Origin of the sequence: Burkholderia sp. AU19243, from assembly GCF_018148075.1 — a bacterium.
Taxonomy (GTDB): domain Bacteria; phylum Pseudomonadota; class Gammaproteobacteria; order Burkholderiales; family Burkholderiaceae; genus Burkholderia; species Burkholderia latens_A.
The window spans coordinates 276,391-298,527 of sequence record NZ_JAGSTV010000001.1; the positions used below are offsets into that span (position 1 = coordinate 276,391).

Annotated in this window: 24 protein-coding genes; 13 read left to right on the forward strand and 11 right to left on the reverse strand. The window is 66.7% G+C overall.

What is annotated here, in order from left to right:
• Positions 1 to 109 precede the first annotated feature (109 nt).
• Together KDW55_RS01320 and KDW55_RS01325 are read left to right on the forward strand one after the other, a co-directional pair.
• Positions 110 to 598 (forward strand): Lrp/AsnC ligand binding domain-containing protein, encoded by a 489-nt coding sequence (locus KDW55_RS01320; RefSeq protein WP_040143708.1) that lies wholly within the window; start codon positions 110 to 112, stop codon positions 596 to 598.
• 115 nt (positions 599 to 713) lie between these two features.
• A complete protein-coding gene (locus KDW55_RS01325) occupies positions 714 to 1,880 on the forward strand; it encodes a PA0069 family radical SAM protein (protein WP_059543814.1) in 1,167 nt (388 codons plus the stop codon).
• A 15-nt stretch (positions 1,881 to 1,895) separates the two neighbouring features.
• Here KDW55_RS01325 and KDW55_RS01330 read toward each other — a convergent pair whose 3' ends face one another.
• Together KDW55_RS01330 and KDW55_RS01335 are read right to left on the reverse strand one after the other, a co-directional pair.
• Entirely contained in the window at positions 1,896 to 2,363 is a 468-nt protein-coding gene (locus KDW55_RS01330; RefSeq protein ID WP_040143710.1) for a TM2 domain-containing protein, read from the reverse strand.
• A gap of 108 nt (positions 2,364 to 2,471) precedes the next feature.
• Positions 2,472 to 3,611: a PQQ-dependent sugar dehydrogenase gene (locus KDW55_RS01335; protein ID WP_212159843.1), complete on the reverse strand. Its 1,140-nt coding sequence runs from the start codon at positions 3,609 to 3,611 to the stop codon at positions 2,472 to 2,474.
• Positions 3,612 to 3,765: 154 nt separating this feature from the next.
• Here KDW55_RS01335 and rpsP point away from each other — a divergent pair, with 154 nt between their 5' ends.
• From rpsP to KDW55_RS01365, 6 genes are all read left to right on the forward strand, one after another.
• Positions 3,766 to 4,020: a 30S ribosomal protein S16 gene (gene rpsP, locus KDW55_RS01340; RefSeq protein ID WP_006476550.1), complete on the forward strand. Its 255-nt coding sequence runs from the start codon at positions 3,766 to 3,768 to the stop codon at positions 4,018 to 4,020.
• 42 nt (positions 4,021 to 4,062) lie between these two features.
• A complete protein-coding gene (rimM, locus tag KDW55_RS01345) occupies positions 4,063 to 4,740 on the forward strand; it encodes a ribosome maturation factor RimM (protein WP_059543811.1) in 678 nt (225 codons plus the stop codon).
• Complete coding sequence (trmD, locus tag KDW55_RS01350) at positions 4,740 to 5,534, forward strand: tRNA (guanosine(37)-N1)-methyltransferase TrmD (protein WP_040143713.1); 795 nt, start codon at positions 4,740 to 4,742, stop codon at positions 5,532 to 5,534. Before rimM ends, trmD begins: the two co-directional genes overlap by 1 nt.
• A 133-nt stretch (positions 5,535 to 5,667) precedes the next feature.
• Complete coding sequence (gene rplS / locus KDW55_RS01355; protein WP_040143714.1) at positions 5,668 to 6,060, forward strand: 50S ribosomal protein L19; 393 nt, start codon at positions 5,668 to 5,670, stop codon at positions 6,058 to 6,060.
• A gap of 87 nt (positions 6,061 to 6,147) precedes the next feature.
• A complete protein-coding gene (locus KDW55_RS01360; protein ID WP_069241119.1) occupies positions 6,148 to 6,834 on the forward strand; it encodes a CoA pyrophosphatase in 687 nt (228 codons plus the stop codon).
• 120 nt (positions 6,835 to 6,954) lie between these two features.
• Positions 6,955 to 7,893: a CobD/CbiB family protein gene (locus KDW55_RS01365; RefSeq protein ID WP_040143716.1), complete on the forward strand. Its 939-nt coding sequence runs from the start codon at positions 6,955 to 6,957 to the stop codon at positions 7,891 to 7,893.
• Between the two features lie 77 nt (positions 7,894 to 7,970).
• Here KDW55_RS01365 and KDW55_RS01370 read toward each other — a convergent pair whose 3' ends face one another.
• From KDW55_RS01370 to KDW55_RS01380, 3 genes are read right to left on the reverse strand one after another with little or no spacing between them, the layout of a single operon-like run.
• Positions 7,971 to 8,288 (reverse strand): DUF2007 domain-containing protein, encoded by a 318-nt coding sequence (locus tag KDW55_RS01370; RefSeq protein WP_212149521.1) that lies wholly within the window; start codon positions 8,286 to 8,288, stop codon positions 7,971 to 7,973.
• Positions 8,289 to 8,346: 58 nt separating this feature from the next.
• Entirely contained in the window at positions 8,347 to 9,288 is a 942-nt protein-coding gene (gene rsgA, locus KDW55_RS01375) for a ribosome small subunit-dependent GTPase A (protein WP_040143718.1), read from the reverse strand.
• On the reverse strand, positions 9,285 to 10,544 hold the full coding sequence (locus KDW55_RS01380; protein ID WP_040143719.1) for a M48 family metallopeptidase: 1,260 nt from the start codon (positions 10,542 to 10,544) through the stop codon (positions 9,285 to 9,287). The genes rsgA and KDW55_RS01380 overlap by 4 nt, the downstream gene beginning before the upstream one ends.
• A 117-nt stretch (positions 10,545 to 10,661) precedes the next feature.
• Between KDW55_RS01380 and orn the strand changes: the two genes are divergently transcribed.
• Positions 10,662 to 11,282 (forward strand): oligoribonuclease, encoded by a 621-nt coding sequence (gene orn / locus KDW55_RS01385; RefSeq protein WP_040143720.1) that lies wholly within the window; start codon positions 10,662 to 10,664, stop codon positions 11,280 to 11,282.
• 34 nt (positions 11,283 to 11,316) lie between these two features.
• Here the strand turns inward: orn and mog are convergent, their stop codons facing one another.
• On the reverse strand, positions 11,317 to 11,931 hold the full coding sequence (gene mog, locus KDW55_RS01390; protein WP_059543808.1) for a molybdopterin adenylyltransferase: 615 nt from the start codon (positions 11,929 to 11,931) through the stop codon (positions 11,317 to 11,319).
• Positions 11,915 to 12,529, reverse strand: coding sequence for a ribosome biogenesis factor YjgA (gene yjgA / locus KDW55_RS01395; protein WP_282972480.1), 615 nt, complete (start codon positions 12,527 to 12,529; stop codon positions 11,915 to 11,917). The genes mog and yjgA overlap by 17 nt, the downstream gene beginning before the upstream one ends.
• Before the next feature lie 127 nt (positions 12,530 to 12,656).
• On the opposite strand from yjgA, the gene pmbA reads away from it, so the two are divergent.
• Positions 12,657 to 14,027, forward strand: coding sequence for a metalloprotease PmbA (pmbA, locus tag KDW55_RS01400; protein ID WP_059543806.1), 1,371 nt, complete (start codon positions 12,657 to 12,659; stop codon positions 14,025 to 14,027).
• A gap of 93 nt (positions 14,028 to 14,120) precedes the next feature.
• Here pmbA and KDW55_RS01405 read toward each other — a convergent pair whose 3' ends face one another.
• Together KDW55_RS01405 and KDW55_RS01410 are read right to left on the reverse strand one after the other, a co-directional pair.
• Positions 14,121 to 14,621: a dihydrofolate reductase gene (locus KDW55_RS01405; RefSeq protein WP_212159844.1), complete on the reverse strand. Its 501-nt coding sequence runs from the start codon at positions 14,619 to 14,621 to the stop codon at positions 14,121 to 14,123.
• Positions 14,622 to 14,913: 292 nt separating this feature from the next.
• The gene (locus tag KDW55_RS01410; protein ID WP_212159845.1) at positions 14,914 to 15,240 is read right to left on the reverse strand and encodes a hypothetical protein; all 327 of its coding nucleotides are present in this window, start codon (positions 15,238 to 15,240) and stop codon (positions 14,914 to 14,916) included.
• Between the two features lie 497 nt (positions 15,241 to 15,737).
• Here KDW55_RS01410 and KDW55_RS01415 point away from each other — a divergent pair, with 497 nt between their 5' ends.
• Both KDW55_RS01415 and KDW55_RS01420 read left to right on the forward strand, forming a co-directional pair.
• Positions 15,738 to 17,135, forward strand: a complete 1,398-nt coding sequence (locus KDW55_RS01415) for a sigma-54 dependent transcriptional regulator (protein ID WP_040143726.1) — start codon at positions 15,738 to 15,740, stop codon at positions 17,133 to 17,135.
• A 41-nt stretch (positions 17,136 to 17,176) separates the two neighbouring features.
• A complete protein-coding gene (locus tag KDW55_RS01420; protein WP_040144906.1) occupies positions 17,177 to 18,148 on the forward strand; it encodes a thymidylate synthase in 972 nt (323 codons plus the stop codon).
• A 92-nt stretch (positions 18,149 to 18,240) separates the two neighbouring features.
• Here KDW55_RS01420 and KDW55_RS01425 read toward each other — a convergent pair whose 3' ends face one another.
• Positions 18,241 to 20,859 carry a DUF6600 domain-containing protein gene (locus KDW55_RS01425; RefSeq protein ID WP_212159846.1) on the reverse strand — a complete coding sequence of 873 codons (2,619 nt, stop codon included), beginning with the start codon at positions 20,857 to 20,859 and terminating at the stop codon, positions 18,241 to 18,243.
• Between the two features lie 162 nt (positions 20,860 to 21,021).
• Positions 21,022 to 21,732 (reverse strand): helix-turn-helix transcriptional regulator, encoded by a 711-nt coding sequence (locus tag KDW55_RS01430; RefSeq protein WP_040143728.1) that lies wholly within the window; start codon positions 21,730 to 21,732, stop codon positions 21,022 to 21,024.
• A 181-nt stretch (positions 21,733 to 21,913) separates the two neighbouring features.
• Between KDW55_RS01430 and KDW55_RS01435 the strand changes: the two genes are divergently transcribed.
• Positions 21,914 to 22,054, forward strand: coding sequence for a hypothetical protein (locus KDW55_RS01435; protein WP_167432636.1), 141 nt, complete (start codon positions 21,914 to 21,916; stop codon positions 22,052 to 22,054).
• Positions 22,055 to 22,137 lie beyond the last annotated feature (83 nt).

Below are 22,137 nucleotides of genomic sequence, written 5' to 3' on the forward strand. Positions count from 1 at the left end.
GCGCACCTGCGGCTCCGTGTAACCTCTAGCTGATCTAGTTTTTTGCGCTATGTTATTGTCGAATGTGCAGGTTTTGTTATCGTATTTTTCAGGTTTTCAGCATAAAGAAATGAGAACGCAACGCCAGCCAGTACGCTCGCTCGACAAGCTCGACCGGCGCATCCTCAAACTGCTGCAGGACGACGGCCGGATGGCGATGAAGGACCTCGCGGAACAGGTGGGGCTTACCGTTACACCGTGCATCGAGCGGGTGCGGCGCATGGAGCGCGACGGCGTCATCACCGGCTACCACGCGCGCGTGGATCCGGCGCAGCTCGGCGCGGCGCTGCTGGTATTCGTCGAGATCACGCTCGGCCACAAGGGCGGCAACATGTTCGAGCAGTTCCGCCGTGAAGTGATGAAGATCGACGAGGTGCTCGAATGCCATCTCGTCTCCGGCGATTTCGACTACCTGATCAAGGCGCGGATCGGCGAAATGGCAGACTATCGCAAGCTGCTCGGCGACATCCTGCTGCAACTGCCCGGTGCGGTGCAGTCCAAGAGCTACGTCGTGATGGAGGAAATCAAGGAGACGCTGACGATTTCGGTCGGCGAATGACCACTGCCTCGGCCCGTTGCCTGGCCGCGTGTCGAACCCTTTATCTCGCCCTTGGCACACTGCACCCAATACTGTATAAATGTACAGTATTGGGTGCAGGCGAACGGGTGAGCGCATGGACGATCTGTCCGACAACGAATTTCCGATAGCGCCGCCCGTGCCCCGCAAGGGGCGCGGTGCGGTCGACAATCTGCAGGGGCGCTATGAAACGGCGCTGCGCGAAGCGGTGGACGACGGCTGGACGCACGAATCGGACGATACCGATCTGCCCGCCCCGCTGCGTACGCAGGTATTCGAGGAGCGCGCGAAAAGCATCCTCACGCACAACCAGTCGCCCGACATTCCGTTCAGCGTGTCGCTGAATCCGTATCGCGGTTGCGAGCACGGCTGCATCTACTGCTTTGCGCGTCCGACGCACAGCTATCTCGGCCTGTCTCCCGGTCTGGATTTCGAGAGCCGGATCTATGCGAAGGTCAACGCGGCCGAGCTGCTCGAGCGGGAGATTTCGCGCAAGCGTTACGTGCCGGAGCCGATCGCGCTCGGCGTCAACACCGACGCATACCAGCCGGTCGAGCGCGATCTGCGCATCACGCGCAGCGTGATCCAGGTCATGCACGATCACGAACTGCCGTTTGCCGCCATCACCAAATCTTCGCTGATCGAGCGCGATCTCGATTTGCTTGCGCCGATGGCCGAGCGCGGGCAGGTGATGGCGGCCGTCACGATCACCACACTCGACGCCGATCTCGCGCGCACGCTCGAGCCGCGTGCGGCGACGCCCGCACGCCGGCTGCGGACGATCCGCGCGCTGCGCGACGCGGGCGTGCCGGTCGGCGTCAGCATTGCGCCGATGATCCCGTTCGTCACCGAGCCGGACATGGAGCGTGTGCTGGAGGCGTGCGCGGAAGCCGGTGCGACGCACGCGAGCTATATCGTCCTGCGACTGCCGTGGGAAGTCGCGCCGCTGTTCAAGAACTGGCTCGCCGCGCATTTTCCCGATCGCGCGGAGCGCGTGATGAATCGTGTGCGCGACATGCGCGGCGGGAAGGATTACGACTCGGATTTCTCGAAACGGATGAAGGGCGAGGGGATCTGGGCCGACCTGTTGCGGCAGCGTTTCCGTCAGGCCGTCAAGCGGCTCGGGTTGAACGAGCGCAGGAACGGCATTCTGGATATGTCGCGGTTTCGCAGCGCGCCGGCGGTCCCTGAGGCAGCACGGCGCACGGTAGCGGGCTCAACGGGTGCGAAGTCGCGCGACGACATGCAGTTGAGTCTGTTCTGATCGGCGCGGCTGCGCTTACTGCGAAATCTGCTTCGCCGCTTCGACTTGCGATTCGAAGTACGTCTGGAACGACAGCGCGAGCGCGGTCATCAGCAAGAACGCGCCGATCAACAGCGAGAAGATTACGATGAAGATCACCGTCCAGCCAGAGCGGCTCTGCTTGCCCGTGTCGGCATTGAATTGCGCATCCCATTTTTCGTCGGGACGCAGCCCGTAGACGAGCGCAGCGAGGAATGCGGCCAGCAGCGAGATCGCGCCGGGCACAGCCAGCCACCAGCCGAGCGTGGCCGTGCGCTGGGTTGCCGCGAGCAGCAGAAAGCCGGGAATTCCGACGATCGTTGCGAGCAGGTGCGCCCAGCCGTACACGTCGCGAAAGCCGTACAGGTAGAAGCGATGCGCGCCGAGCGAACCGAACAGAAACGCGAGCGCGGCGGTGAGCGTCTTGGAGCGGAAACGGCGGGACGATGCGGTGCTGCTGGACATGAGTGGCGGCGGATTATCGTTGGCATGGGCGGCGGCGGGCCGGCGCGGGCGCTTGGCCCGGCACGCATTCTACGATGCCCGGTCCACGTGGGTCACCCGTCGCCTGCGTCAAGGTGCCGCATAAGTGACGCGGTAGATCGCCCCGGCGTAGTCGTCGCTGACGAGCAGCGAGCCGTCCGGCAGTGGCAGAACGTCGGCCGGCCGTCCCCATACAGTGCCGTCAGCGCGCAGCCAGCCCGTGATGAACGGCGTCTCGCGTGCGTGACTGCCGTCCGCGGACACGGCCGCGCGCATCACGCGGTAGCCGACCTTCGTGCTGCGGTTCCACGAACCGTGCTCGGCAATGAAGACGTTGTTCCGATACGACGCCGGAAACATCGGCCCCGTATAGAACCGCATGCCCAGTGCCGCAACGTGTGCGCCGAGTTTCAGCACCGGCGGCACATAGCGGCGGCACACGTCGGGGCTCCCGAATTCCGGGTCGGGCCGGTCGCCGCCATGGCAGTAGGGAAAGCCGAAGTCCAGGCCCGCGCGCGGAGCGCGGTTCAGCTTGTCGTCGGGCGCGTCGTCGCCCATCAGGTCGCGGCCGTTGTCGGTGAACCACAGTTCTCCCGAGTCGGGGTGCCATGCGAAGCCGACGGTATTGCGCACACCGCGGGCGAACACCTCGCGTCCGCTGCCATCGGCGTTCATGCGGGCGATGATCGCGTAGCGGTCGCGGTCGCGCAGGCACACGTTGCAGGGCGCGCCGACTGGCACGTAAAGCTTGCCGTCGGGGCCGAACGCGATGAATTTCCAGCCGTGGTGGTGATCGGTCGGAAGCGCGTCCGTCACGACTACCGGGGCGGGCGGTTTCGCGAGCCGGTCGTCGACATGGTCGATGCGCAGAATGCGCGACACGGCGGAAATATAAAGCGCGCCGTCGCGATAGGCGACGCCGACCGGCATGTCGAGCCCGGCTGCGATCACGTAGCGGGCTGTGATCCGGCCCTCGTGCATCGCAAGGGCGTGGACGCGGCCTTCGCGCGAGCCGACATACAAGATTCCGCGCGGCGACCATGCCATCTCCCGGGCCGCCGGCACGGCGTCGGTCAGTACGTCGACGTGGAAACCGGGCGGCACGACGAGCTCGTCCACCGGTGGCGCGGCGCAAGCGGCAGCCGACGCACCGCAGGCGACAATGGCCGCCAGCACGCCCGCGAGGCGGTGCTGCGCATGACGTGCGCGGGGGGCGCAAAATAGCGGCATGGCGGCGGGAAGCATTGGGGAACACGACGATTGTATGTCCGGCGGATGGCACGTCCGCCGAATTTTTGCGCGTAAGTGTTTGTTGTGGCTTTGGATTCCGGCTATAATCGCACGTTTCAGTAGTTTCGAACCCGGTTTTCCCGAAGGATTTCATATGGTTATCATCCGTCTGGCTCGCGGCGGCTCGAAGAAGCGCCCGTTCTACAACATCGTCGCTACCGATTCGCGTAACCGTCGTGACGGCCGCTTCATCGAGCGCGTCGGCTTCTACAACCCGGTCGCCACGAAGGGCGAATCGCTGCGTATCGCTCAGGATCGCCTGACGTACTGGCAAGGCGTTGGCGCACAACTGTCGCCGACCGTCCAGCGTCTCGTGAAGGAAGCGCAAAAGGCGCAACCGGCTGCCTAACATGGCGCGGTGTGCCGGTCGTGCCGGCTGCAAGGAGCATTGATGTCCGGTCACGATTCCGGTAACGCAAAGCGCGGGCGAGCGTCATTTGGCGCATTCGTCCGCAAGCCGGTCGGGCGCGACGTTGTCGCGGGCGCCGGTATGGCTGCCGAGCAGGGCAGTCTCGAAGCGGTGCAAGCCTGGCCCGACGATGCTGTCGAGGTCGGGGCGGTAGTCGACGCCTATGGCCTGAAAGGCTGGGTCAAGGTGGCGACGCATGCCGACGCAGGCCGCGGCGGCGATGCACTGCTCAACGCGCGCCGCTGGTGGCTGGAAAAGGCTGGGGAGCGGTTGTCCGCCCGCATCCTGCAGTCGAAGACGCACGGCGACACGGTCGTCGCGCAACCCGCGGGTGTCGGCGACCGCGATGCCGCACTCGCTTTGCGCGGCTTTCGCGTGTTCGTGCGCCGGGAAGATTTCCCGGCATTGGCCGCGGACGAATTCTATTGGGTCGACCTGATCGGTCTCGACGTCGTCAACGAGCAATCGGTGGCGCTTGGGACGGTGAGCGGGATGATCGACAACGGCGTGCATTCGATCATGCGCGTCGAGTATCCGGCAGTCGGCAAGGACGGCCGGCCGGCCACCAGCGAACGGCTGATCCCGTTCGTCGGCGTCTACGTCAAGACGGTGGATCAGGCGGCGCGTCGCATCGTCGTCGACTGGGAAGCCGATTACTAATGAACCAGGTTACGGAGAGCGCGGTGCAGTTCGACGTCGTCACGCTCTTTCCCGAAATGTTCCGCGCACTGACCGACTGGGGTATCACCAGCCGGGCTGTGAAGCAGGAGCGCTTTGGGTTGCGTACCTGGAATCCGCGTGATTTCACGACGGACAACTACCGCACGGTCGATGATCGGCCGTACGGCGGCGGTCCGGGCATGGTGATGCTGGCTAGGCCGCTCGAGGCCGCGATCGGTGCTGCGAAGGCGGCGCAGGCGGAGCAGGGCATCGCGAGCACCCGCGTGGTAATGATGTCGCCGCAGGGTGCGCCGTTCACGCACGAGCGGGCGATGCGAATGGCGCAGGAGCCGGGCGTCATCGTGCTGTGCGGCCGATACGAGGCGATCGATCAGCGACTGCTCGATCGTTGCGTCGACGAGGAGATCAGCCTCGGCGATTTTGTTCTGTCCGGCGGCGAGTTGCCGGCGATGGCGATGATGGATGCCGTCGTGCGGCTGCTGCCTGGCGTGCTGAACGATGCGCAGTCGGCGGTGCAGGACAGCTTCGCAGACGGGCTGCTGGATTGTCCGCATTACACGCGCCCCGAGGAGTACGAAGGGGTGCGCGTGCCGGACGTGCTGCTCGGCGGGCATCATGCCGAGATCGAGAAGTGGCGGCGCCAGGAAGCATTGAGAAATACGTTGCGGAAGCGGCCGGACCTGATCGTCCGGGCGCGCCGCGAGAAGTTGCTGAGTCGTGCCGACGAGGCGTGGCTTGCGAACCTCGCACGCGAAGCGAAGGACGCCTCCTGAGGCGGCGTCGCGGGCGGGAAATGGCGGTGCCGTGCATGCGTGCGCGGTGCCTGATGTGAATCCATCCTCTATCGGGGCCAGGCCTGGAAGCAGGCGGGCGCAAACGCCGACAAGATGGCTTTAGGAGTCAGTGATGAATCTGATCGCAAAACTTGAGCAGGAAGAGATCGAGCGCGCGCTCGCCGGCAAGACGATCCCCGAATTCGCCCCGGGCGACACGGTGATCGTGAACGTGAACGTGGTTGAAGGTAACCGCAAGCGCGTTCAGGCGTACGAAGGCGTTGTGATCGCAAAGCGCAACCGTGGCCTGAACTCGAACTTCATCGTCCGCAAGATCTCGTCGGGCGAAGGCGTCGAGCGTACGTTCCAGACCTACTCGCCGCTGCTGGCGAGCATCGTCGTGAAGCGTCGCGGTGATGTGCGCCGTGCGAAGCTGTACTACCTCCGCGAGCGTTCGGGCAAGTCGGCTCGAATCAAGGAAAAGCTGGTGTCGAAGGATCGCGCCGCAGCAGCTTCCCAAGAGTAAGAGCTGTAAGGAAAAAGCACCCTCCCGGGTGCTTTTTTCATTCTGGCGCGACAATATGCTCGATACGACACGAATCCGAGAGCCCCATTGAATCGCCGCCCCATCATTGACCCCGAAGTGCTGCCGGTCGAAGGCACCGGCGCCGGCCTGCCGTCCATCGATCCCCGGCTGATGACGCCGCCCGGGTTGCGCGAACGTTTCGCGCGCACGCTCGAATGGAGCGTTGAACCTGCCGAGGTGCGGTTGCAGGACGGCGTCGATCCGCGCAGCGCCGCCGTCCTCGTTCCGCTCGTCGTGCGCGAGAGCGGCCTCACCGTGCTGCTGACGCAGCGCGCGGACCATCTGAACGACCATGCCGGTCAGATCAGTTTCCCCGGCGGGCGGCGGGAGCCGTTCGATCGCGACGCGACCGCGACCGCGTTGCGCGAAGCGAAGGAGGAGATCGGATTGCCCGCAGAGCCGGTGGAGGTCCTCGGTGCGCTGCCCGACTATCTGACGGGCACCGGCTTCTGCGTAACGCCCGTGGTGGCGCTCGTGCATCCACCGTTTACCGTTCAGGCCGACACGTTCGAAGTCGCCGAGATTTTCGAGGTGCCGCTCGCATTCCTGATGAGCCCCGCGAACCACCAGGTGCGCGTGTTCCGCTGGGAAGGCGGCGAGCGTCGTTTTTTTGCGATGCCTTATCCGAATGACGCATCGACCGGCCATTACTTCATCTGGGGCGCAACTGCAGGCATGTTGCGCAATCTGTACCGCTTCTTGGCGGCCGGATAGGCGAGCGCCGGAACCTGCGCGCGCGGCCGGCCCGCGGCCCGTCGCGTCGGCAGCCATCCGTTGCTTACGCTGTGCTATCGTTATGCAAAAAATGACATAACTCCGAAGACGGCGCCACGCATGACTTTCTTCTCGGTTCTTCTCGCTCTCATCATCGAACAGGTCCGCGCGTTGTCGCCGAGCAATCCGGTGTTCGCACTGTTCCAGTTTCATGCGGAAACCGTCGCGCATGGCCTCGACGCCGGCAAGCAAAAACACGGCGTGCTCGCGTGGCTCGCGGTCGTGCTGCCATGGGTACTGGTCGTCGCACTGATCTACTTCCTGCTGTACAAGGTGAGCTTCGTGCTCGCGTTCATCTGGAACGTCGTCGTCGTCTATTTCACGCTCGGCTTCCGCCAGTTCAGCCATTACTTCACCGACATCCACCTCGCGCTCAACAACGACGACGTGCCGCGTGCACGCGAGATTCTGCATGAGTGGACGGGCCTCGATACGGTCGACATGCCGGTCGGCGAAATCGTCCGTCATACGCTGATTCATGCGGTCGTTGCATCGCATCGCCACGTGTTCGGCGTGTTCTTCTGGTACGTGCTGCCGATCGGGCCGGCCGGCGCCGTGCTGTACCGCATCTCCGAATATCTCGCGCGCAGCTGGTCGACGCCGGGCGACGAGCGCACGGTCGCGTTCTCGACGTTCGCTCAGCGCGCATTCTTCGTGATCGACTGGATTCCGTCGCGACTGACTGCGCTCGGTTTCGCGATCGTCGGCAACTTCGAGGACGCGATCTACGCGTGGCGCAATCACACACGTCAGTGGCCCGATCCGAACGACGGTGTGCTGCTCGCGGCCGGCAGCGGTGCGCTCGGCGCACGCCTCGCGGGGCCGCTTGCGGAGCCGTCGAGCCTCGACGCGCTGGCGGTCGGCGACAGCGGCCCGCTGACGGTCGGCGACGATTGCACGCCGCGCACGCTGCAGTCGGCGGTCGGCCTGGTGTGGCGCGCGGTGATTCTGTGGATGATCCTGTTGTTGATGCTGACGTTGGCAGTCTGGGTTTCGTGACACGCTCGCGCGGCGCGCGATGAAATGCAAAGGCCGGCTCGATGCCGGCCTTTTCGCTGTGGGTCAGCTCATTGTGTTCAGTCGTCGAGCGGATCGCGTACCGCGCCGCATTGCCAGCAAGCGGTGAACTGGGCCTCGAGCAGCTCGCCGCATTGGCGGCAACGCCACGCGACGGCACCGGGCGACGGGCCGTGCGATGCAGCGTCGAGCAGGCGCCGTGCGAGCGCATCGTCGCGCTCGTCGTCGAGCCATAGCTCCGGCGTGCACGCGTCGGCCGGCAGGCCGCCGAGCGCGCCGGTCGCGTAGCAGTTGTGCAGCTCGCAGCCGATGCCGGCCGCCTGCAGCACGTTCGCCCAGTGCTGCGCGGTGGCGAGGTCGGGGGCCTTGAAGCGCATCGCGGCTCCTGTCGGTGAACGCCGGCTCCGGTCCGGCCGTCTTCCGTCTGCCGAGAACTCAGCGAACGATCTGGCTTGCCTCGTGCACGAGTTGCGCATACAGCGCATGCCGGGACGGCGCAATGCGGCCGTCGGCGACGGCTTCGAGAATCGCGCAGCCGGGCTCGTGCAGATGATGGCAATTATAGAAACGGCAGTCCGCAAGCAACGGCCGGAACTCCGGAAAAGCGCGCTCGAGCCGGCCTTCGGTCAGGTGATAGAGGCCGAACTCCTGGAAGCCCGGCGAATCGATCAGCGCACCGCCGCCGTCGAGCGGGTAGAGGCGCGTGAACGTTGTGGTATGGCGTCCGCTGTTGAGCGCGGCCGAGATTTCACGGGTCGCGGCTTCGGCATCGGGCACGAGCAGGTTCACGAGCGTCGACTTGCCCATCCCCGATTGGCCGAGCAGGATCGTCGAATGGCCGGCCAGGTGCGGCATCAACTGCGCGCGCGCATCGTCGGGCGCGCCCTTCACGGATAGTTCGAGCACGTCGTAGCCGAGCGCGCGGTACGGTGCCAGACGCTCGCGGGCGACCGGCAGCGCGGCCTCGACGTCGATCTTGTTCAGCACGACGAGCGGTTTCAGTTCGTTCGCCTCGGCCGCGATCAGCGCCCGGCCGAGCAGGTCCTCGCTGAAATAGGGTTCGGTCGCGAGCACGATCAGCAACTGGTCGAGGTTCGCCGCGAACAGCTTCGACTTGAACTGGTCGGAGCGGTACAGCAGGTTGCGCCGCTCGCCGATTTCGACGATCACACCCTGATCGGCCGATGCCTGTTCGTACACGACGCGATCGCCGACCGCAATTTCGCTCTTCTTGCCGCGCGGGAAGCATTGCAGCATCGGGCCGCCGTCGTCGGGCGCGACGATGTAGTGGCGACCGTGCGCCGCGATCACGCGGCCTTCGACACGCGGCGCACCTGATGCGCGGGGAGCCGGCTTGCGGGAGGTCGGCCGGCTCATGCGTGCTGCATCAGGCGGTCGATCCGCTGCGACGCGGGCGGATGCGAGTAGTAGAAGGCCGTGTAGACGGGATCGGGCGTGAGCGTCGACGCGTTGTCCTCGTAGAGCTTCACGAGCGCGCTGACGAGGTCCTGCGCGTCGGTCTGGCTGGCAGCGAATGCGTCGGCCTCGAACTCATGCTTGCGCGACGTGAGGCTGCTGAACGGCGTCGCGAAGAACAGGAACACGGGGATCGCGAGGAAGAACAGCACGAGCGCGGCGCCCGCATTGCTCGACTCGAGCGACGGCGTGACGCCGAGCCCCGTGTAGAACCACGTACGCTGCGCGAGCCAGCCGAGCAGCGCGAGCAGCACGAGGCTGAGCACGAACGACACGAGCATCCGCTTCATCACGTGACGGCGCTTGAAGTGGCCGAGTTCGTGCGCGAGCACGGCCTCGATTTCCTGACCGGACAGCCGCGCGAGCAGCGTGTCGAAGAACACGATCCGCTTCGATGCGCCGAAGCCGGTGAAATACGCGTTGCCGTGTGCGGAGCGGCGGCTGCCGTCCATCACGAACAGGCCTTTCGCCGCGAAGCCGCAGCGTTTCATCAGCGACTCGATGCGCGCGCGCAGCGCCTCGTCCGTCAGCGGCTCGAACTTGTTGAAGAGCGGGGCGATGAAGGTCGGGTAGATCAGCAGTACGAGCATCTGGAACGCGACCCATACGGCCCACGTCCACATCCACCACAGGCTGCCGGCCTGGTTCATCAGCCACAGCACGACGAACAGCAGCGGCAGGCCCAACACCGCGCCGAGCACCGTGTTTTTCAGCATGTCGGTGAAGAACAGGCGCTTCGTCATTCGATTGAAGCCGAAGCGCTGCTCGATCCCGAACTGGCGGTAGTACTCGAACGGCACGTCGATCGCGCCCGTGATCACGAGCACCGCGGCGACGAGCGCGACCTGCTGCCCGTAGCCTCGGCCGAGCCACCCCGTCAGAAGCGTGTCCAGCACGCCGACGCCGCCGAGCAGCGTGAGGCCGACCAGCACGGCCGCGCTGACGACGATTTCGAACATCGCGAGCCGCGTGCGCTCGACCGTGTAGTCGGCCGCGCGCTGGTGGGCGGTCAGCGGAATGGTGCTGCTGAACTGCTCGGGCACGCCGTTGCGGTGCGCGGCGACGAAGCGGATCTGCCGCGACGCGAGCCACAGCTTGGTGACGACCATCGCGACCACGGCGATCGCGAACAGCAGGGTGAACGAAAAGGGTGACATCGAAGGCGCCAAAGGGTTCTATGCGAGAATTATATGTTCTTGCGGACCGGCCCCGCTCACGCGATGCCGCCCGCCCGGGCGGCGCCGCGCGCCGTCCGCCATTTTCCAGGATGACTCATGACCGATACCGCCGCTTCCGCAAGCCAGCCCGCGCTCGTGCGCAACGAGTTGAACCTCGTCTGGCTCGACATGGAGATGACGGGCCTCGACCCGGATAACGACCGCATCATCGAAATCGCGGTCGTCGTGACCAATTCCACGCTCGACATCGCGGTGGAAGGCCCCGTATTCGCGATCCATCAGAGCGACGAAACGCTCGCGAAGATGGACGACTGGAACAAGTCGACGCACGGTCGTTCGGGGCTGATCGACCGCGTGCGCGCGTCGACCGTGACCGAGGCGGAGGCCGCCGCGCAGCTGCAGGCGTTCCTCGCGCAATACGTGTCGCCCGGCAAGTCGCCGATGTGCGGCAACTCGATCTGCCAGGACCGCCGCTTCATGGCGCGGTGGATGCCGGAATTCGAGCGGTTCTTCCACTACCGCAACCTCGACGTGAGCACGCTGAAGGAGCTGTGCCGCCGCTGGCAGCCGGCGATCTACAAGGGCTTCCAGAAGCGCGCGATGCACACGGCGCTCGCCGACATCCACGAGTCTATCGACGAACTGAAGTACTACCGTGAGCATTTCCTGATTCCGGCCGCGTCGGCGCCGGCGGGCGATTCCGTGCCGGCCGCCTGAGCGGGCCGGCATCCGTGCCGCACTCGATCGGCGTTCAGCGCCGTGCGCTCTTCGGCCGGAACGCCGCGACCACCGCGTCGTCGGTCTCGATGTACGGGCCGCCGATCAGGTCGATGCAATAGGGCACCGCCGCGAAGATGCCGGGTACCGTCGACTTGCCGTCGGCATCGCGCAGCCCTTCGAGCGTTTCCCGGATCGACTTCGGCTGGCCGGGCAAATTGATGATCAGCGCCGCGTGGTCGGCCCCGGCCGTTTCGCGGATCACCGCGACCTGCCGCGACAGGATCGCGGTCGGGACGAAATTCAGGCTGATCTGCCGCATCTGCTCGCCGAATCCCGGCATTTCCTTCGTTGCCACGGCAAGCGTGGCTTCCGGCGTCACGTCGCGGCGCGCGGGGCCGGTGCCGCCGGTTGTCAGCACGAGATCGCAGCCGGCAACGTCGACGAGTTCGGTCAGCGTGGCCGAGATCGTCGGCGCGTCGTCCTGGATCAGCCGGGTTTCGGCGCGCCACGGCGACACGAGCGCGGCAGTGAGCCATTCCTGCAGCGCCGGAATCCCCTTGTCCTCGTAGACGCCCGTGCTGGCACGGTCGCTGATCGACACGAGGCCGACCACGAGTTCATCCGGGTGATTACGCTTCGTCGTCATGGTCGTCATGGTCGTCTCCGGCGTCGTCCGGCGCTGCGTCGCCGTCCGCTTCGTCCGCGCCGCTGGCGGTCTTGATCCACTGGAACAGCTCGCGGAAATAGCGCGGCGGCTTGCCTTGCTGCGCCTCCTTGCGCGCGTTGCGGATCAGCGTGCGGCCTTCCTGGATGTCGGCTTCGGGGTGCCTGCGGAGGAATTCTGTCAGCGCGTCGTCGCTCGCGAGCAGTTGTTCGCGCGTGCGCTCGATCCAGTGCAGGCGCGCCGTAGCGGCCTTGTTCACGCCTCGCTGGGCGTCGAGCGCGGTACGCAGCGCGGCCGTTTCGTCGTCGGTCAGCGACCGCATCACGCGGCCGACGTACTGAAGCTGGCGGCGCTTGCCTTCGTGATCGGTGATTCGGCGCGCCTCGCGCACGGCGTCCGCGAGATCTTCGGGCATCGGCATGCGTTTGAGCGCGTCTTTCGGCAGGTCGACCAGCGCCTGGCCGAGTTCCTGCAGCGCGTGCATCTCGCGTTTCAACTGGGATTTGCTGGGGCGATCGTAGCCGTTGTCGTCGTCTTCGGCGGCATGCTCGATCGGCTGGATTCGGGTTTTGCGTGTCATGGGCGGCATTGTATCGCGGCACGGACACCCCAAGCTTGTCGGTATGTGGCCCCGGACCTTGCTATGATCGCGGGATACGCAACATTTTGAACATGCGGGCGCCCGCCCGCCACCGGATACCAAGACGATGGCAGCCAATCTCGACGTACAAGCGCGCTATTTCCCGCACACGCAGGACCAGCTCAAGGAAATCGCGTCGGACATCCTCCGCCATGCGAAGGCGCTCGGCGCGACCGACGCCGCGACCGAAATCTCCGAAGGCGACGGCCTGTCGGTGTCGGTGCGCCGCGGCGAGGTCGAGACGATCGAACACAACCGCGACAAGATGGTCGGCGTGACGGTGTTCATCGGCAAGAAGCGCGGCAACGCGAGCACGTCGGATTTCTCGCCGGCCGCGATCAAGGATACGGTCGCCGCCGCGTACAACATCGCGCGCTTCACGGCCGAGGACGATGCGGCGGGCCTCGCGGAAGCCGAGCTGCTTGAGACCGACCCGCGCGACCTCGATCTTTATCATCCGTGGGCGCTGACGGCCGACGACGCCGTCGCGCTTGCACGCCGAGCGGAAGACGCCGCGTTTGCGGTCAGCCCGCAGATCCGCAACTCGGAAGGCGCGAGCGTGTCGGCGCAGCACTCGCAGTTCGTGCTCGCGACGTCGCGCGGCTTCCTCGCTGGCTACCCGTACTCGCGGCACTACATCGCGTGCGCGCCGATCGCCGGCAGCGGCCGCCACATGCAGCGCGACGACTGGTATTCGTCGAAGCGCAGCGCGGTCGACCTCGCGGCGCCCGAAGCCGTCGGGCGTTACGCGGCCGAGCGTGCACTCGCGCGGATGGGTGCGCGCCGTCTCGATACGCGCAAGGTGCCCGTGCTGTTCGAGGCGCCGCTTGCGGCCGGCCTGCTCGGCGCGTTCGTACAGGCCGTCAGCGGCGGCGCGCTGTACCGCAAGACGTCGTTCCTCGTCGACAGCCTCGGCAAGCCGGTGTTCGCACCGCACGTCCAGATCGTCGAGGATCCGCACGTGCCGCGCGCGATGGGCAGCGCGCCGTTCGACGAAGAAGGCGTGCGCACGCGCGCGCGCAGCGTCGTCAAGGACGGCGTCGTCGAAGGCTACTTCCTGTCGACCTATTCCGCGCGCAAGCTCGGCACGCAGACGACCGGCAACGCGGGCGGCTCGCACAATCTCGCGCTGCGCAGCTCGAACACGCAACCGGGTGACGATTTCGACGCGATGTTGAAGAAGCTCGGTACGGGCCTGCTGCTGACGGAGCTGATGGGGCAGGGCGTGAATTACGTGACGGGCGACTATTCGCGCGGGGCCGCCGGCTTCTGGGTCGAGAATGGCGTGATTCAGTATCCGGTCGAGGAAATCACCGTCGCGAGCACGCTGCAGGAGATGTTCCGGCACATCGTCGCGATCGGTGCGGATTCGATCGTGCGCGGCACGAAGGAAACCGGCTCGGTGTTGATCGAGCAGATGACGATCGCCGGCCAGTAAGCGGCGCGGCAGCGGCCGCCAGAAAAACGAAATGCGTGATCAGCCCGACCGGCGCGTGCGAGCCGGTCGGGCTTTTTTGTCGCGCGTTGCGGGTCAGTCGCGCTTGCGCTCGTAGACGACGAACGCATAGCCGAACGCGTTCGGCACGGCCGCCCGATGCGAGTCGCGCGACACTTCGCGCCAGTGCGCGGGATCGGGTGCCGGAAACGACGCGTCGCCGTCGAAGTCTGCGTCGATCTCGGTGACGATCAGTTTGTCGGCGATCCCGAGACCTTCCGAATAGAGTTGCGCGCCGCCGATCAGGAACGCTTCGGCTGCACCGTCGCGGGCTGCGAGTGCGAGCGCGTCGGCGAGCGACGTGACCGTGTCGCAGCCGTCGAAGCGGCGCGCGGAATCGCGCGTGACGACGATGTTGCGGCGGCCCGGCAACGGCCGTCCGATCGACTCGTGGGTCTTGCGCCCCATTACGATCGGCGCACCCATCGTCGTGCGTTTGAAGAACGCGAGATCCTCGGGAAGTTTCCAGGGCAACTGGTTGTCGCGGCCGATGATGCCGTTGCGGGCGCGGGCGACGATCAGGGTTAACGTCGTCATGAAGTCGGGAAGGAGGAAAGCCGGAATGGCGCCGATTCTACCGGAAGGACGGCGCGCACACCGTCGGTATGCGTGCGCCGGCAAGCGTCGAAGCCCGCGTATCGCCACCGGCGACGGCGATGCGCGGGCTTCCCGTCATCACCTGCTCAATAAAAAGAGTGCCCGCCGGGGGACGGACACAAAAAACGTTCGCGTCACGACGTCGACGCAGCGGAGTCGGCGCGAGTTGCCGCCATGGTTCATTCGATACGTAATCCTCAACGATTGCGATGCACGGGCCGTCGTCGCCGGATCATTGATTGACGCGGATGGGTGCGCTGTGCTCCATCGCGTGCTGCGCATCGCCGGGACGCGGCACGGGCATCGGTACCGGCAGCCGCGCCGGCGGGGCGATCTCGTCCCACAGCGTGACCGACGTCTTGTCGGACGAACGCGGTCGCGGGACGGCGACCGGCACGATGCCGGACCGCTTGTCGTGATACACATCCGGTGTGTTATCGGCAAGCAGCAGCGCGCGTGCGGATTTCGCGCTTTCTTCCGCGTGTGCCGGCATGAACTGACACGCAAGCGCGCATGCAATTGCCATCTGCCGGAAAGACAGTGAAAAAGTTGTTCGCATGGTCGCGTTCTCCGATCAGTCACGGATTCAGCGAAATGCATGCCATCGCGCGAACAGCGTTGCCGGGCTTGCGCTTCGCGAGCGAGCGCGGAGCGTCGCGAGCCAAAATGCGCGGAAATGTTTCAGTCGTGAAACGAGCGTGCTCCGGAATATTGCGGATTCAACCGCTACGCGCCAAGGATGAAAATCGGCGCGTGTGTCGATGCATTTGCGGGCCGCTGCGCGTGCTCTGTGCAGATGATTGACCTGTGTCGACCACTGAGCGATTCGACCGCTCGCCCATTCGCGCCGCAATAAGATTGTCGTACTCGGCGCCTATAACCAAGCTGTCGGGACCACACAACAACTGGACGCGATATAAGCGCCATCATGCAAGGCTGGTCGTTGCCGAGCATCGGCATGGCGAATCGAGCCGCTTCGGCTGACCCGATTCGATCCTTTTTCGCACGCGGCTTGCGTGCGGCAATCGTTAGACGGTTGATGAACGGGGTGGGTATATGGGAGCCGAGCAGCGGCATGTGATCTATTTTTCGCGCGAGCCGAACGACGCATTGCGCGGGCATTTCGACGCATGCGGGTGGCGCGTCGATCTCGCGGAAAGCGCGCGCGACGTGCGGCGTGTCGTGCAGCACGGCGTGGCGACCGCCGGCCTGCTCGATTTCTCGCCGGGGTTCCGGCCCGCCGATCTGCGCGAACTCGAACCGTGTCTGACCATCCAGCACATCGGCTGGATCGCGGCGACCCGGCGCGGCCAGTTGCAGGACGCCACGCTGCGACATCTGATTCGCGACTATTGCTTCGACTACGTGACGATGCCGTACGAGACTTCGCGCATCGTCGAGACAGTCGGCCATGCGCACGGCATGGTCGCGCTGACCGATCCCGTGGCGTCGCCTGTCGGCGCGGGGCGTGCCGAAGGCGAGATGGTCGGCACCTGCGATGCGATGCTCGGACTCTTCAGGACGATCCGGCGCGTCGCGACGACCGATGCACCCGTCTTTATCTCCGGCGAATCGGGCACCGGCAAGGAACTGACGGCCGTCGCGATTCACGAGCGCTCGGCGCGCGCCCATGCGCCGTTTGTCGCGATCAACTGCGGCGCGATTCCGTCGACGCTGCTGCAGGCCGAGCTGTTCGGCTATGAGCGCGGCGCGTTTACCGGTGCGAACCAGCGCAAGATCGGTCGCGTCGAGGCCGCGAACGGCGGCACGCTGTTCCTCGACGAGATCGGCGATCTGCCGCTCGAAAGCCAGGCGAGCCTGCTGCGCTTCCTGCAGGAAGGCAAGATCGAGCGGCTCGGCGCGCACGTGTCGGTGCCGGTCGACGTGCGCGTGATATGTGCGACGCACGTGGACATGGAGACCGCGCTGCGCGAAGGGCGTTTCCGCGAGGATCTGTTCCATCGGTTGTGCGTGCTGAAGATCGAGGAGCCGCCGTTGCGCGCACGCGGCAAGGACATCGAACTGCTGGCGCGGCACATGCTCGAGCGTTTCAAGGGCGATGCGCATCGCCGGCTGCGCGGCTTCTCCCCGGACGCGATCGCCGCGCTCTACGGCTATTCGTGGCCCGGCAACGTGCGCGAGCTGATCAATCGCGTGCGCCGCGCGATCGTGATGTCGGAAGGTCGGATGATTACCGCAGCCGATCTCGAGTTGAACGAATTCGCGATTCTCGCGCCAGTGTCGCTGACCGAGGCGCGGGAAGCGGCCGAGCGGCAAGCGATCGAGCAGGCGCTGCTGCGTCATCGCGGCCGTTTCGCGGATGCCGCGCGCGAACTCGGCGTGTCGCGCGTAACGCTTTACCGGTTGATGTGTGCGCACGGCATGCGCGATCGCGGCGACCCTTTGGGTGCGTTTACGCCGCCGGTGCCGGAGGTTCCGCGCCACGCTTGCTAAAATTGGCGGGTGCGGCCGCCCTCGCGGCCGAAGGAACCCGCATGAAACAGTATCTCGACCTCGTTCGCACCATCCTCGACACCGGCACCTGGCAGGAGAACCGCACGGGCATCCGCACCATCAGCATGCCCGGCGCGATGCTGCGGTTCGACCTGCAGCAAGGTTTCCCGGCCGTCACGACCAAGAAACTTGCGTTCAAGTCCGCGATCGGCGAGCTGGTCGGCTTCCTGCGTGCGTCGCGCAGCGCGGCCGATTTCCGCGCGCTCGGCTGCAAGGTTTGGGACGCGAATGCGAACGACAACGCGCAGTGGCTGGCGAACCCGTACCGCCAGGGTGTCGACGACCTGGGCGACGTTTACGGCGTCCAGTGGCGCCAGTGGCCCGGCTACAAGGTGCTCGACGCGGGCGCCGACGCGCAGATCGCCGACGCGACACGCCGCGGTTTCCGGATCGTCACGCGCTTCGACGAGGACGGCGCGCCGAAGGTGCTGCTGTACAAGGCGATCGATCAGCTGCGCCAGTGTCTGGATACGATCATGGAGAACCCGGCCGACCGCCGCATCCTGTTCCATGCGTGGAATCCGGCCGTGCTCGACCAGATCGCACTGCCCGCGTGCCATCTGCTGTATCAATTCCTGCCGAACGTCACGAAGCGCGAGATCTCGCTGTGCCTGTACATCCGCAGCAACGACGTCGGGCTCGGCACGCCGTTCAACCTGACGGAAGGCGCCGCACTGCTGTCGCTCGTCGGTCGCCTGACGGGCTATACGCCGCGCTGGTTCACGTATTTCATCGGCGACGCGCACATCTACGAGAACCAGCTCGACATGCTCCAGCAGCAACTGACGCGCGAGCCGTACGACAGCCCGCGGCTCGAGATCGCCGAACGTGTGCCCGATTACGCGAAGACGGGCGTCTATGCGCCCGAATGGCTCGAACGCGTCGAGCCGTCCGATTTCTCGCTGGTCGGCTACCGGCACCACGAGCCGTTGACGGCGCCGATGGCCGTCTGAATCCGCGGAGCCCGGCGCGGCGAGCAGTCGCGCGGGCAGCTTGAAGCAGGCCCGACTAACCGGTCGGGCCTTTGCGTTTCACTGGGCGACGCTTACTGATGGCGTCGCTCGTCGTGGCCGCCGGGCGGCGGATTGCCGGGATGCGGTGCCTCAACGTGCGGCGCCGGTTGCGGGCGCGATTCCATGTGCGGCGCGGGCATCGCCGGGCGAGGCTCCATGCGTGGGGCCGGTTGCGGGCGCGGTTCCATGCGTGGCGCTGGCATCATCGGCGGCCGTGGCTCCGCCCGCGGAGCCTGTGGCTGCGGCCGCGGCATTTCGCGTGTGGCGGGCGAGGGCGGCCGATACTCGTTCGCTCGCGGCGGCGCCATTTCACGATGAGGCGCAGGTTGCGCAAATTCGGGGCGCGGTTGCGGCGCCGGCGCCGCCCGTTCCGGCCGCGGTTGCGCAGGTTGGGCCGGGGCCGTGAAATCGGGGCGGGGCCGCGACTGCTCGAGTTGCGCGGTCGTGTCGAGCCGCGGTTGCGGCAGCGCGCGCGGCGTGTCCTGCCGCACGCCGGGTTGCGCGCCAGGCGCGCTTTCAGGATGCGGGTTCGGCGCTGTGCCGCGCACCGGAGGCAGCGCGTTCTGCCCGGCTGCGTGGAGCGCGGCCGGGGCCGTCGGGCGCTGGCGGTTCATCGGTGTGTGCGGCTGCATCCAGACTGGCGCGGGCGTCGCGGCTGCGTGCGCGGTATCGCGCCCGTTCGGCACGATGGTCGCCGCCGGCGGATGCGGGACGCCATTGCCGGCGTCGAATGCCGGATGCGGAGCCGAATTGCCCGGCTCCCGCGGCGGGGCGCCATCGGGAACCCGAGACGAACGCGCATTGAGCGCTTCATCGGTCGTCGGCCGGGAGCCGTTCGGGACCGCCGGGATCGGCGTACCCGGTCGCACGCCATTCGGAACGGCAGTCGTCTGCATGCCCGGCCGCGGGGCCTGCGCCTGCGCCGGTTCGCTCTCGCGACGCGCGTGCGCCGGCTGCACGACGGGGCCGTGAGGATTCACGAGTTGCACGTTGCGCATCGCCCACGCTCCGGCGTTGGGGGTGCCTGGCACGCGGACCGGGCGAGGCCGATAGTCGGCCGGCACGCTGGTCCTGACGACCGGCGTGCCAGCCCCCGGCACGTGCTCGCCCTGTCGCGCGAGATGGGCGGCCGCCTGGTCGCGATACGCTGCCGGCACGGCAGGATTGCGCGTCGCGACGAACGGATGCTGGCCGATCGCCGCCGGCGGACGGTAGCTGGCGGCGCGCAGCGCGCCGGTGAAGCTCTGCCGGACCGGCGCAATGCCGGGCGTGCCCGGCATCACGTGCGCGTTGCGCCATTGCTGCGGATCGACGTGCTGCGAGAAGCGGGCCACCGGCTGCCCGTGCACGAACGCGGACGCGGGCACCGCCGTGATCGCGTGCGGCGCGCGGAAGTTCACGTACGTCTTGTTGATGTTCGTGATGTTGGTGATGTTGGTGATGTTCGTCACGTTCACCGTCTTGTTCACCGTGACGTTGTTGACCACGATGTTGCGATTCACGCGATCGTAGTAATGCGGACTCCAGCCGCCCCAGGCCGGATGCCACGCTTCGCCCGGGCCGAGTGCGAACCATGCGCAGCCGGCCGCGGCGACGCCGCCCACCGTCAGCGCGACGCTCCAGTCGGGACCGCTGCCACCGCCCACGAACGCGACGAGCGCCGGCGCGTAGACGGGCGGCTGGCTGACGACCATCGGGCCGGGCACCCACGCCCAGCCGTCGTCGACATAGGCCCAGCGGCCGTAGTGGTACGGCGCGAAGCCCCACGGCGCATCGTCGACCCAGGTCCAGCCCCACGGCGCCTGCCAGATCCAGTGGCCGTCGTGATACGGCGCCCAGCCGGCGGGCGTGTCGTTCGGCACCCAGACCGCGCCGTAGTTCGGCGTTTCGCGCCACGTGCCGTTCGCGTCGAGATCCTGGTAGCCGGGAATGTCGCGCGACACGTAGCGGGCCGACACCGAGCGCTGCTCGGCCGCATCGCGGCTCGCGGCCCACTGGTCGAGCGCGTCGGGGGCCGGCGCGCTCGATTGCTGCGCGACCTGCAGGTCGGTGCCGGTGAACACGATCTGTTGCCCAGGCGACAGCGGATACTGCCCGTTACTGCCGTAGACGGTCGCGCTGCCGCTGCGCACTGTGACCGTCGTGCTCGCACCGTCCGGTGCGACATCGACGCGATAGTCGCCAGGGGCCGTGATGCCGAGCGCAAGATTCGGCGTGTCGATTTCGTACGAGCCGCCTGGCGGCAGCGCGCGCACGTGAGTCGACACGGTGCCGAGGCCGACCTTCAACTGCGTCGTCGTGTCGTCGAGGTTCAGCACCGACAGGCTCGTCGATTCGCCGAGCCGGACGGCGGTCGAGCCGATGTGCAGCTCCGAGCGTGCGCCCGCATCGTTCCAGAGCTGGTCGCCTGTCGTCAGCGGCCGGTTGACTGCTGCGTACGACCAGGTATCGGTGCCGGCCGGCTCCGTCGTCACGGCGCCCGACATGTAGTTCAGCCGTGCGACGCGGCTCGGCGGGTCGCCGCCCGCTTGCCGGGCGGGTGCATACACCGGCGCCTGCGATTGCGCGAATGCGGCGGGCAGGGCGGTTAGCGCGGCGAACGCGAGCAGCGTGCAGCGGGCGCTTCGCGTGAGGATGAACAGGGAAGCCATGGTGAGCGTCTTCGTCGTTATTGCGGCGCGTCGATTCGCGCCGTTCAGTTCACGATATCCGCTCGACCTGTTTCAGTGCTCGGTGTTTTGTAAATCGACTAGCGTGCGATGTAACAAAACCTGTCCATCGCGCGCCGTTGTCGTGCGGTCGCAATGTGTGCGTCAAGCGGACGTAAGCCAGTCGTCGAAAACCTGCTGTCCGGGCACGGTGACGCGCAGCACGCGCGGCCGCGCGGTACGCTCGATCCAGCCGTGCGTGCAGAAGCTGTCGAGCAGCGCCGCGCCGAGCGCACCGCCGAGATGCGCGCGGCGCTCGCTCCAGTCGAGGCAGCCGCACGCGAAGCGGCGCCGGCGGGTGCGCTGCTGCGCGACGTCGATGCCCCAGCGCGCGAGCGCTTGCGTGCCCTGCTCGGTGGTCTCGATTGCGTCGCCGTCGCCTGTTTGCAGCCAGCCGCGCGCCGTGAGTCCGTCGAAGATGCGGACCGCGAGCTCGCCGGCCATGTGGTCGTAGCAGGTGCGCGCATAGCGCAGCTCGGCCGGAACCGTGCGCGACGGCGGCGGCACGGGACGGTTCGGCGCGGCTGCTCGGGCCACGTTCGCGAGCGCCTCGAGCGACGCCGCGATGTCGGCCGACGCGAGCCGGTAGTAGCGGTGCCGGCCGCGGACTTCGAGCGCGAGCAGCCCGCCTTCGGTCAGGCGTGCGAGATGCGCGCTCGCCGCGGAGGGCGACAGCCCCGCGATCATCGTGAGTTCGCCGGCCGGCCGCGCGCTGCCGTCCATCAGCACCCACAGCATCGCCGCGCGCCCCGGATCGGCGATCAGCGCGCCGATCCGGCTCAGGCCCGGAAAATGGTGGTCGTCTTGATCGGTCATCGTCGTGTCTCGTCCGGTGCAATGATCGCAGTGTAGGCGCGGTTGCCATTCGATGTTTCGGGCTGGGCTGAAATGTCGGATGCGGCGCGGCGGTGGCATGCGAACCGTGGCAGCGGCGCGCGCCCGCGTAGAATGGTCGCACGCGGCGGCAGCGGGCCGCCGGACTGGGCACGATACGACGATGAAGACGATTTTTTGCCTGTTGGCGGCCGCGTTCGTCTGCGCGGCCTGTGCGCAGGGCGGCAGCGGTGCCGCGGGCGAGCGGGGCGGTAGCCTCGAAATGTACGGCACCATCGACCAGGGCATCACGGTGCGCCGCTGATGGCGGCCCAGCGAGTCGGCGTCCGGCGGCGCGGGCGCCGCGCAGTGGGGCCGCGACGTGTTGTCGCAGTGCAACGTATAATG

Bases quoted from the DNA above. Each gene is read 5' to 3' on its own strand.
- KDW55_RS01435 (WP_167432636.1), top strand. From the start codon at position 21,914: ATGAAGACGATTTTTTGCCTGTTGGCGGCCGCGTTCGTCTGCGCGGCC.
- mog (WP_059543808.1), bottom strand. From the start codon at position 11,931: ATGACGACGAAGCGTAATCACCCGGATGAACTCGTGGTCGGCCTCGTG.
- pmbA (WP_059543806.1), top strand. From the start codon at position 12,657: ATGGCAGCCAATCTCGACGTACAAGCGCGCTATTTCCCGCACACGCAG.
- KDW55_RS01380 (WP_040143719.1), bottom strand. From the start codon at position 10,544: ATGTCACCCTTTTCGTTCACCCTGCTGTTCGCGATCGCCGTGGTCGCG.
- KDW55_RS01425 (WP_212159846.1), bottom strand. From the start codon at position 20,859: ATGGCTTCCCTGTTCATCCTCACGCGAAGCGCCCGCTGCACGCTGCTC.
- rpsP (WP_006476550.1), top strand. From the start codon at position 3,766: ATGGTTATCATCCGTCTGGCTCGCGGCGGCTCGAAGAAGCGCCCGTTC.
- KDW55_RS01430 (WP_040143728.1), bottom strand. From the start codon at position 21,732: ATGACCGATCAAGACGACCACCATTTTCCGGGCCTGAGCCGGATCGGC.
- KDW55_RS01335 (WP_212159843.1), bottom strand. From the start codon at position 3,611: ATGCCGCTATTTTGCGCCCCCCGCGCACGTCATGCGCAGCACCGCCTC.
- KDW55_RS01365 (WP_040143716.1), top strand. From the start codon at position 6,955: ATGACTTTCTTCTCGGTTCTTCTCGCTCTCATCATCGAACAGGTCCGC.
- rplS (WP_040143714.1), top strand. From the start codon at position 5,668: ATGAATCTGATCGCAAAACTTGAGCAGGAAGAGATCGAGCGCGCGCTC.
- KDW55_RS01415 (WP_040143726.1), top strand. From the start codon at position 15,738: ATGGGAGCCGAGCAGCGGCATGTGATCTATTTTTCGCGCGAGCCGAAC.
- orn (WP_040143720.1), top strand. From the start codon at position 10,662: ATGACCGATACCGCCGCTTCCGCAAGCCAGCCCGCGCTCGTGCGCAAC.
- KDW55_RS01330 (WP_040143710.1), bottom strand. From the start codon at position 2,363: ATGTCCAGCAGCACCGCATCGTCCCGCCGTTTCCGCTCCAAGACGCTC.
- rsgA (WP_040143718.1), bottom strand. From the start codon at position 9,288: ATGAGCCGGCCGACCTCCCGCAAGCCGGCTCCCCGCGCATCAGGTGCG.
- KDW55_RS01325 (WP_059543814.1), top strand. From the start codon at position 714: ATGGACGATCTGTCCGACAACGAATTTCCGATAGCGCCGCCCGTGCCC.
- rimM (WP_059543811.1), top strand. From the start codon at position 4,063: ATGTCCGGTCACGATTCCGGTAACGCAAAGCGCGGGCGAGCGTCATTT.
- KDW55_RS01370 (WP_212149521.1), bottom strand. From the start codon at position 8,288: ATGCGCTTCAAGGCCCCCGACCTCGCCACCGCGCAGCACTGGGCGAAC.
- KDW55_RS01320 (WP_040143708.1), top strand. From the start codon at position 110: ATGAGAACGCAACGCCAGCCAGTACGCTCGCTCGACAAGCTCGACCGG.
- trmD (WP_040143713.1), top strand. From the start codon at position 4,740: ATGAACCAGGTTACGGAGAGCGCGGTGCAGTTCGACGTCGTCACGCTC.
- KDW55_RS01405 (WP_212159844.1), bottom strand. From the start codon at position 14,621: ATGACGACGTTAACCCTGATCGTCGCCCGCGCCCGCAACGGCATCATC.
- KDW55_RS01420 (WP_040144906.1), top strand. From the start codon at position 17,177: ATGAAACAGTATCTCGACCTCGTTCGCACCATCCTCGACACCGGCACC.
- yjgA (WP_282972480.1), bottom strand. From the start codon at position 12,529: ATGACACGCAAAACCCGAATCCAGCCGATCGAGCATGCCGCCGAAGAC.
- KDW55_RS01410 (WP_212159845.1), bottom strand. From the start codon at position 15,240: ATGCGAACAACTTTTTCACTGTCTTTCCGGCAGATGGCAATTGCATGC.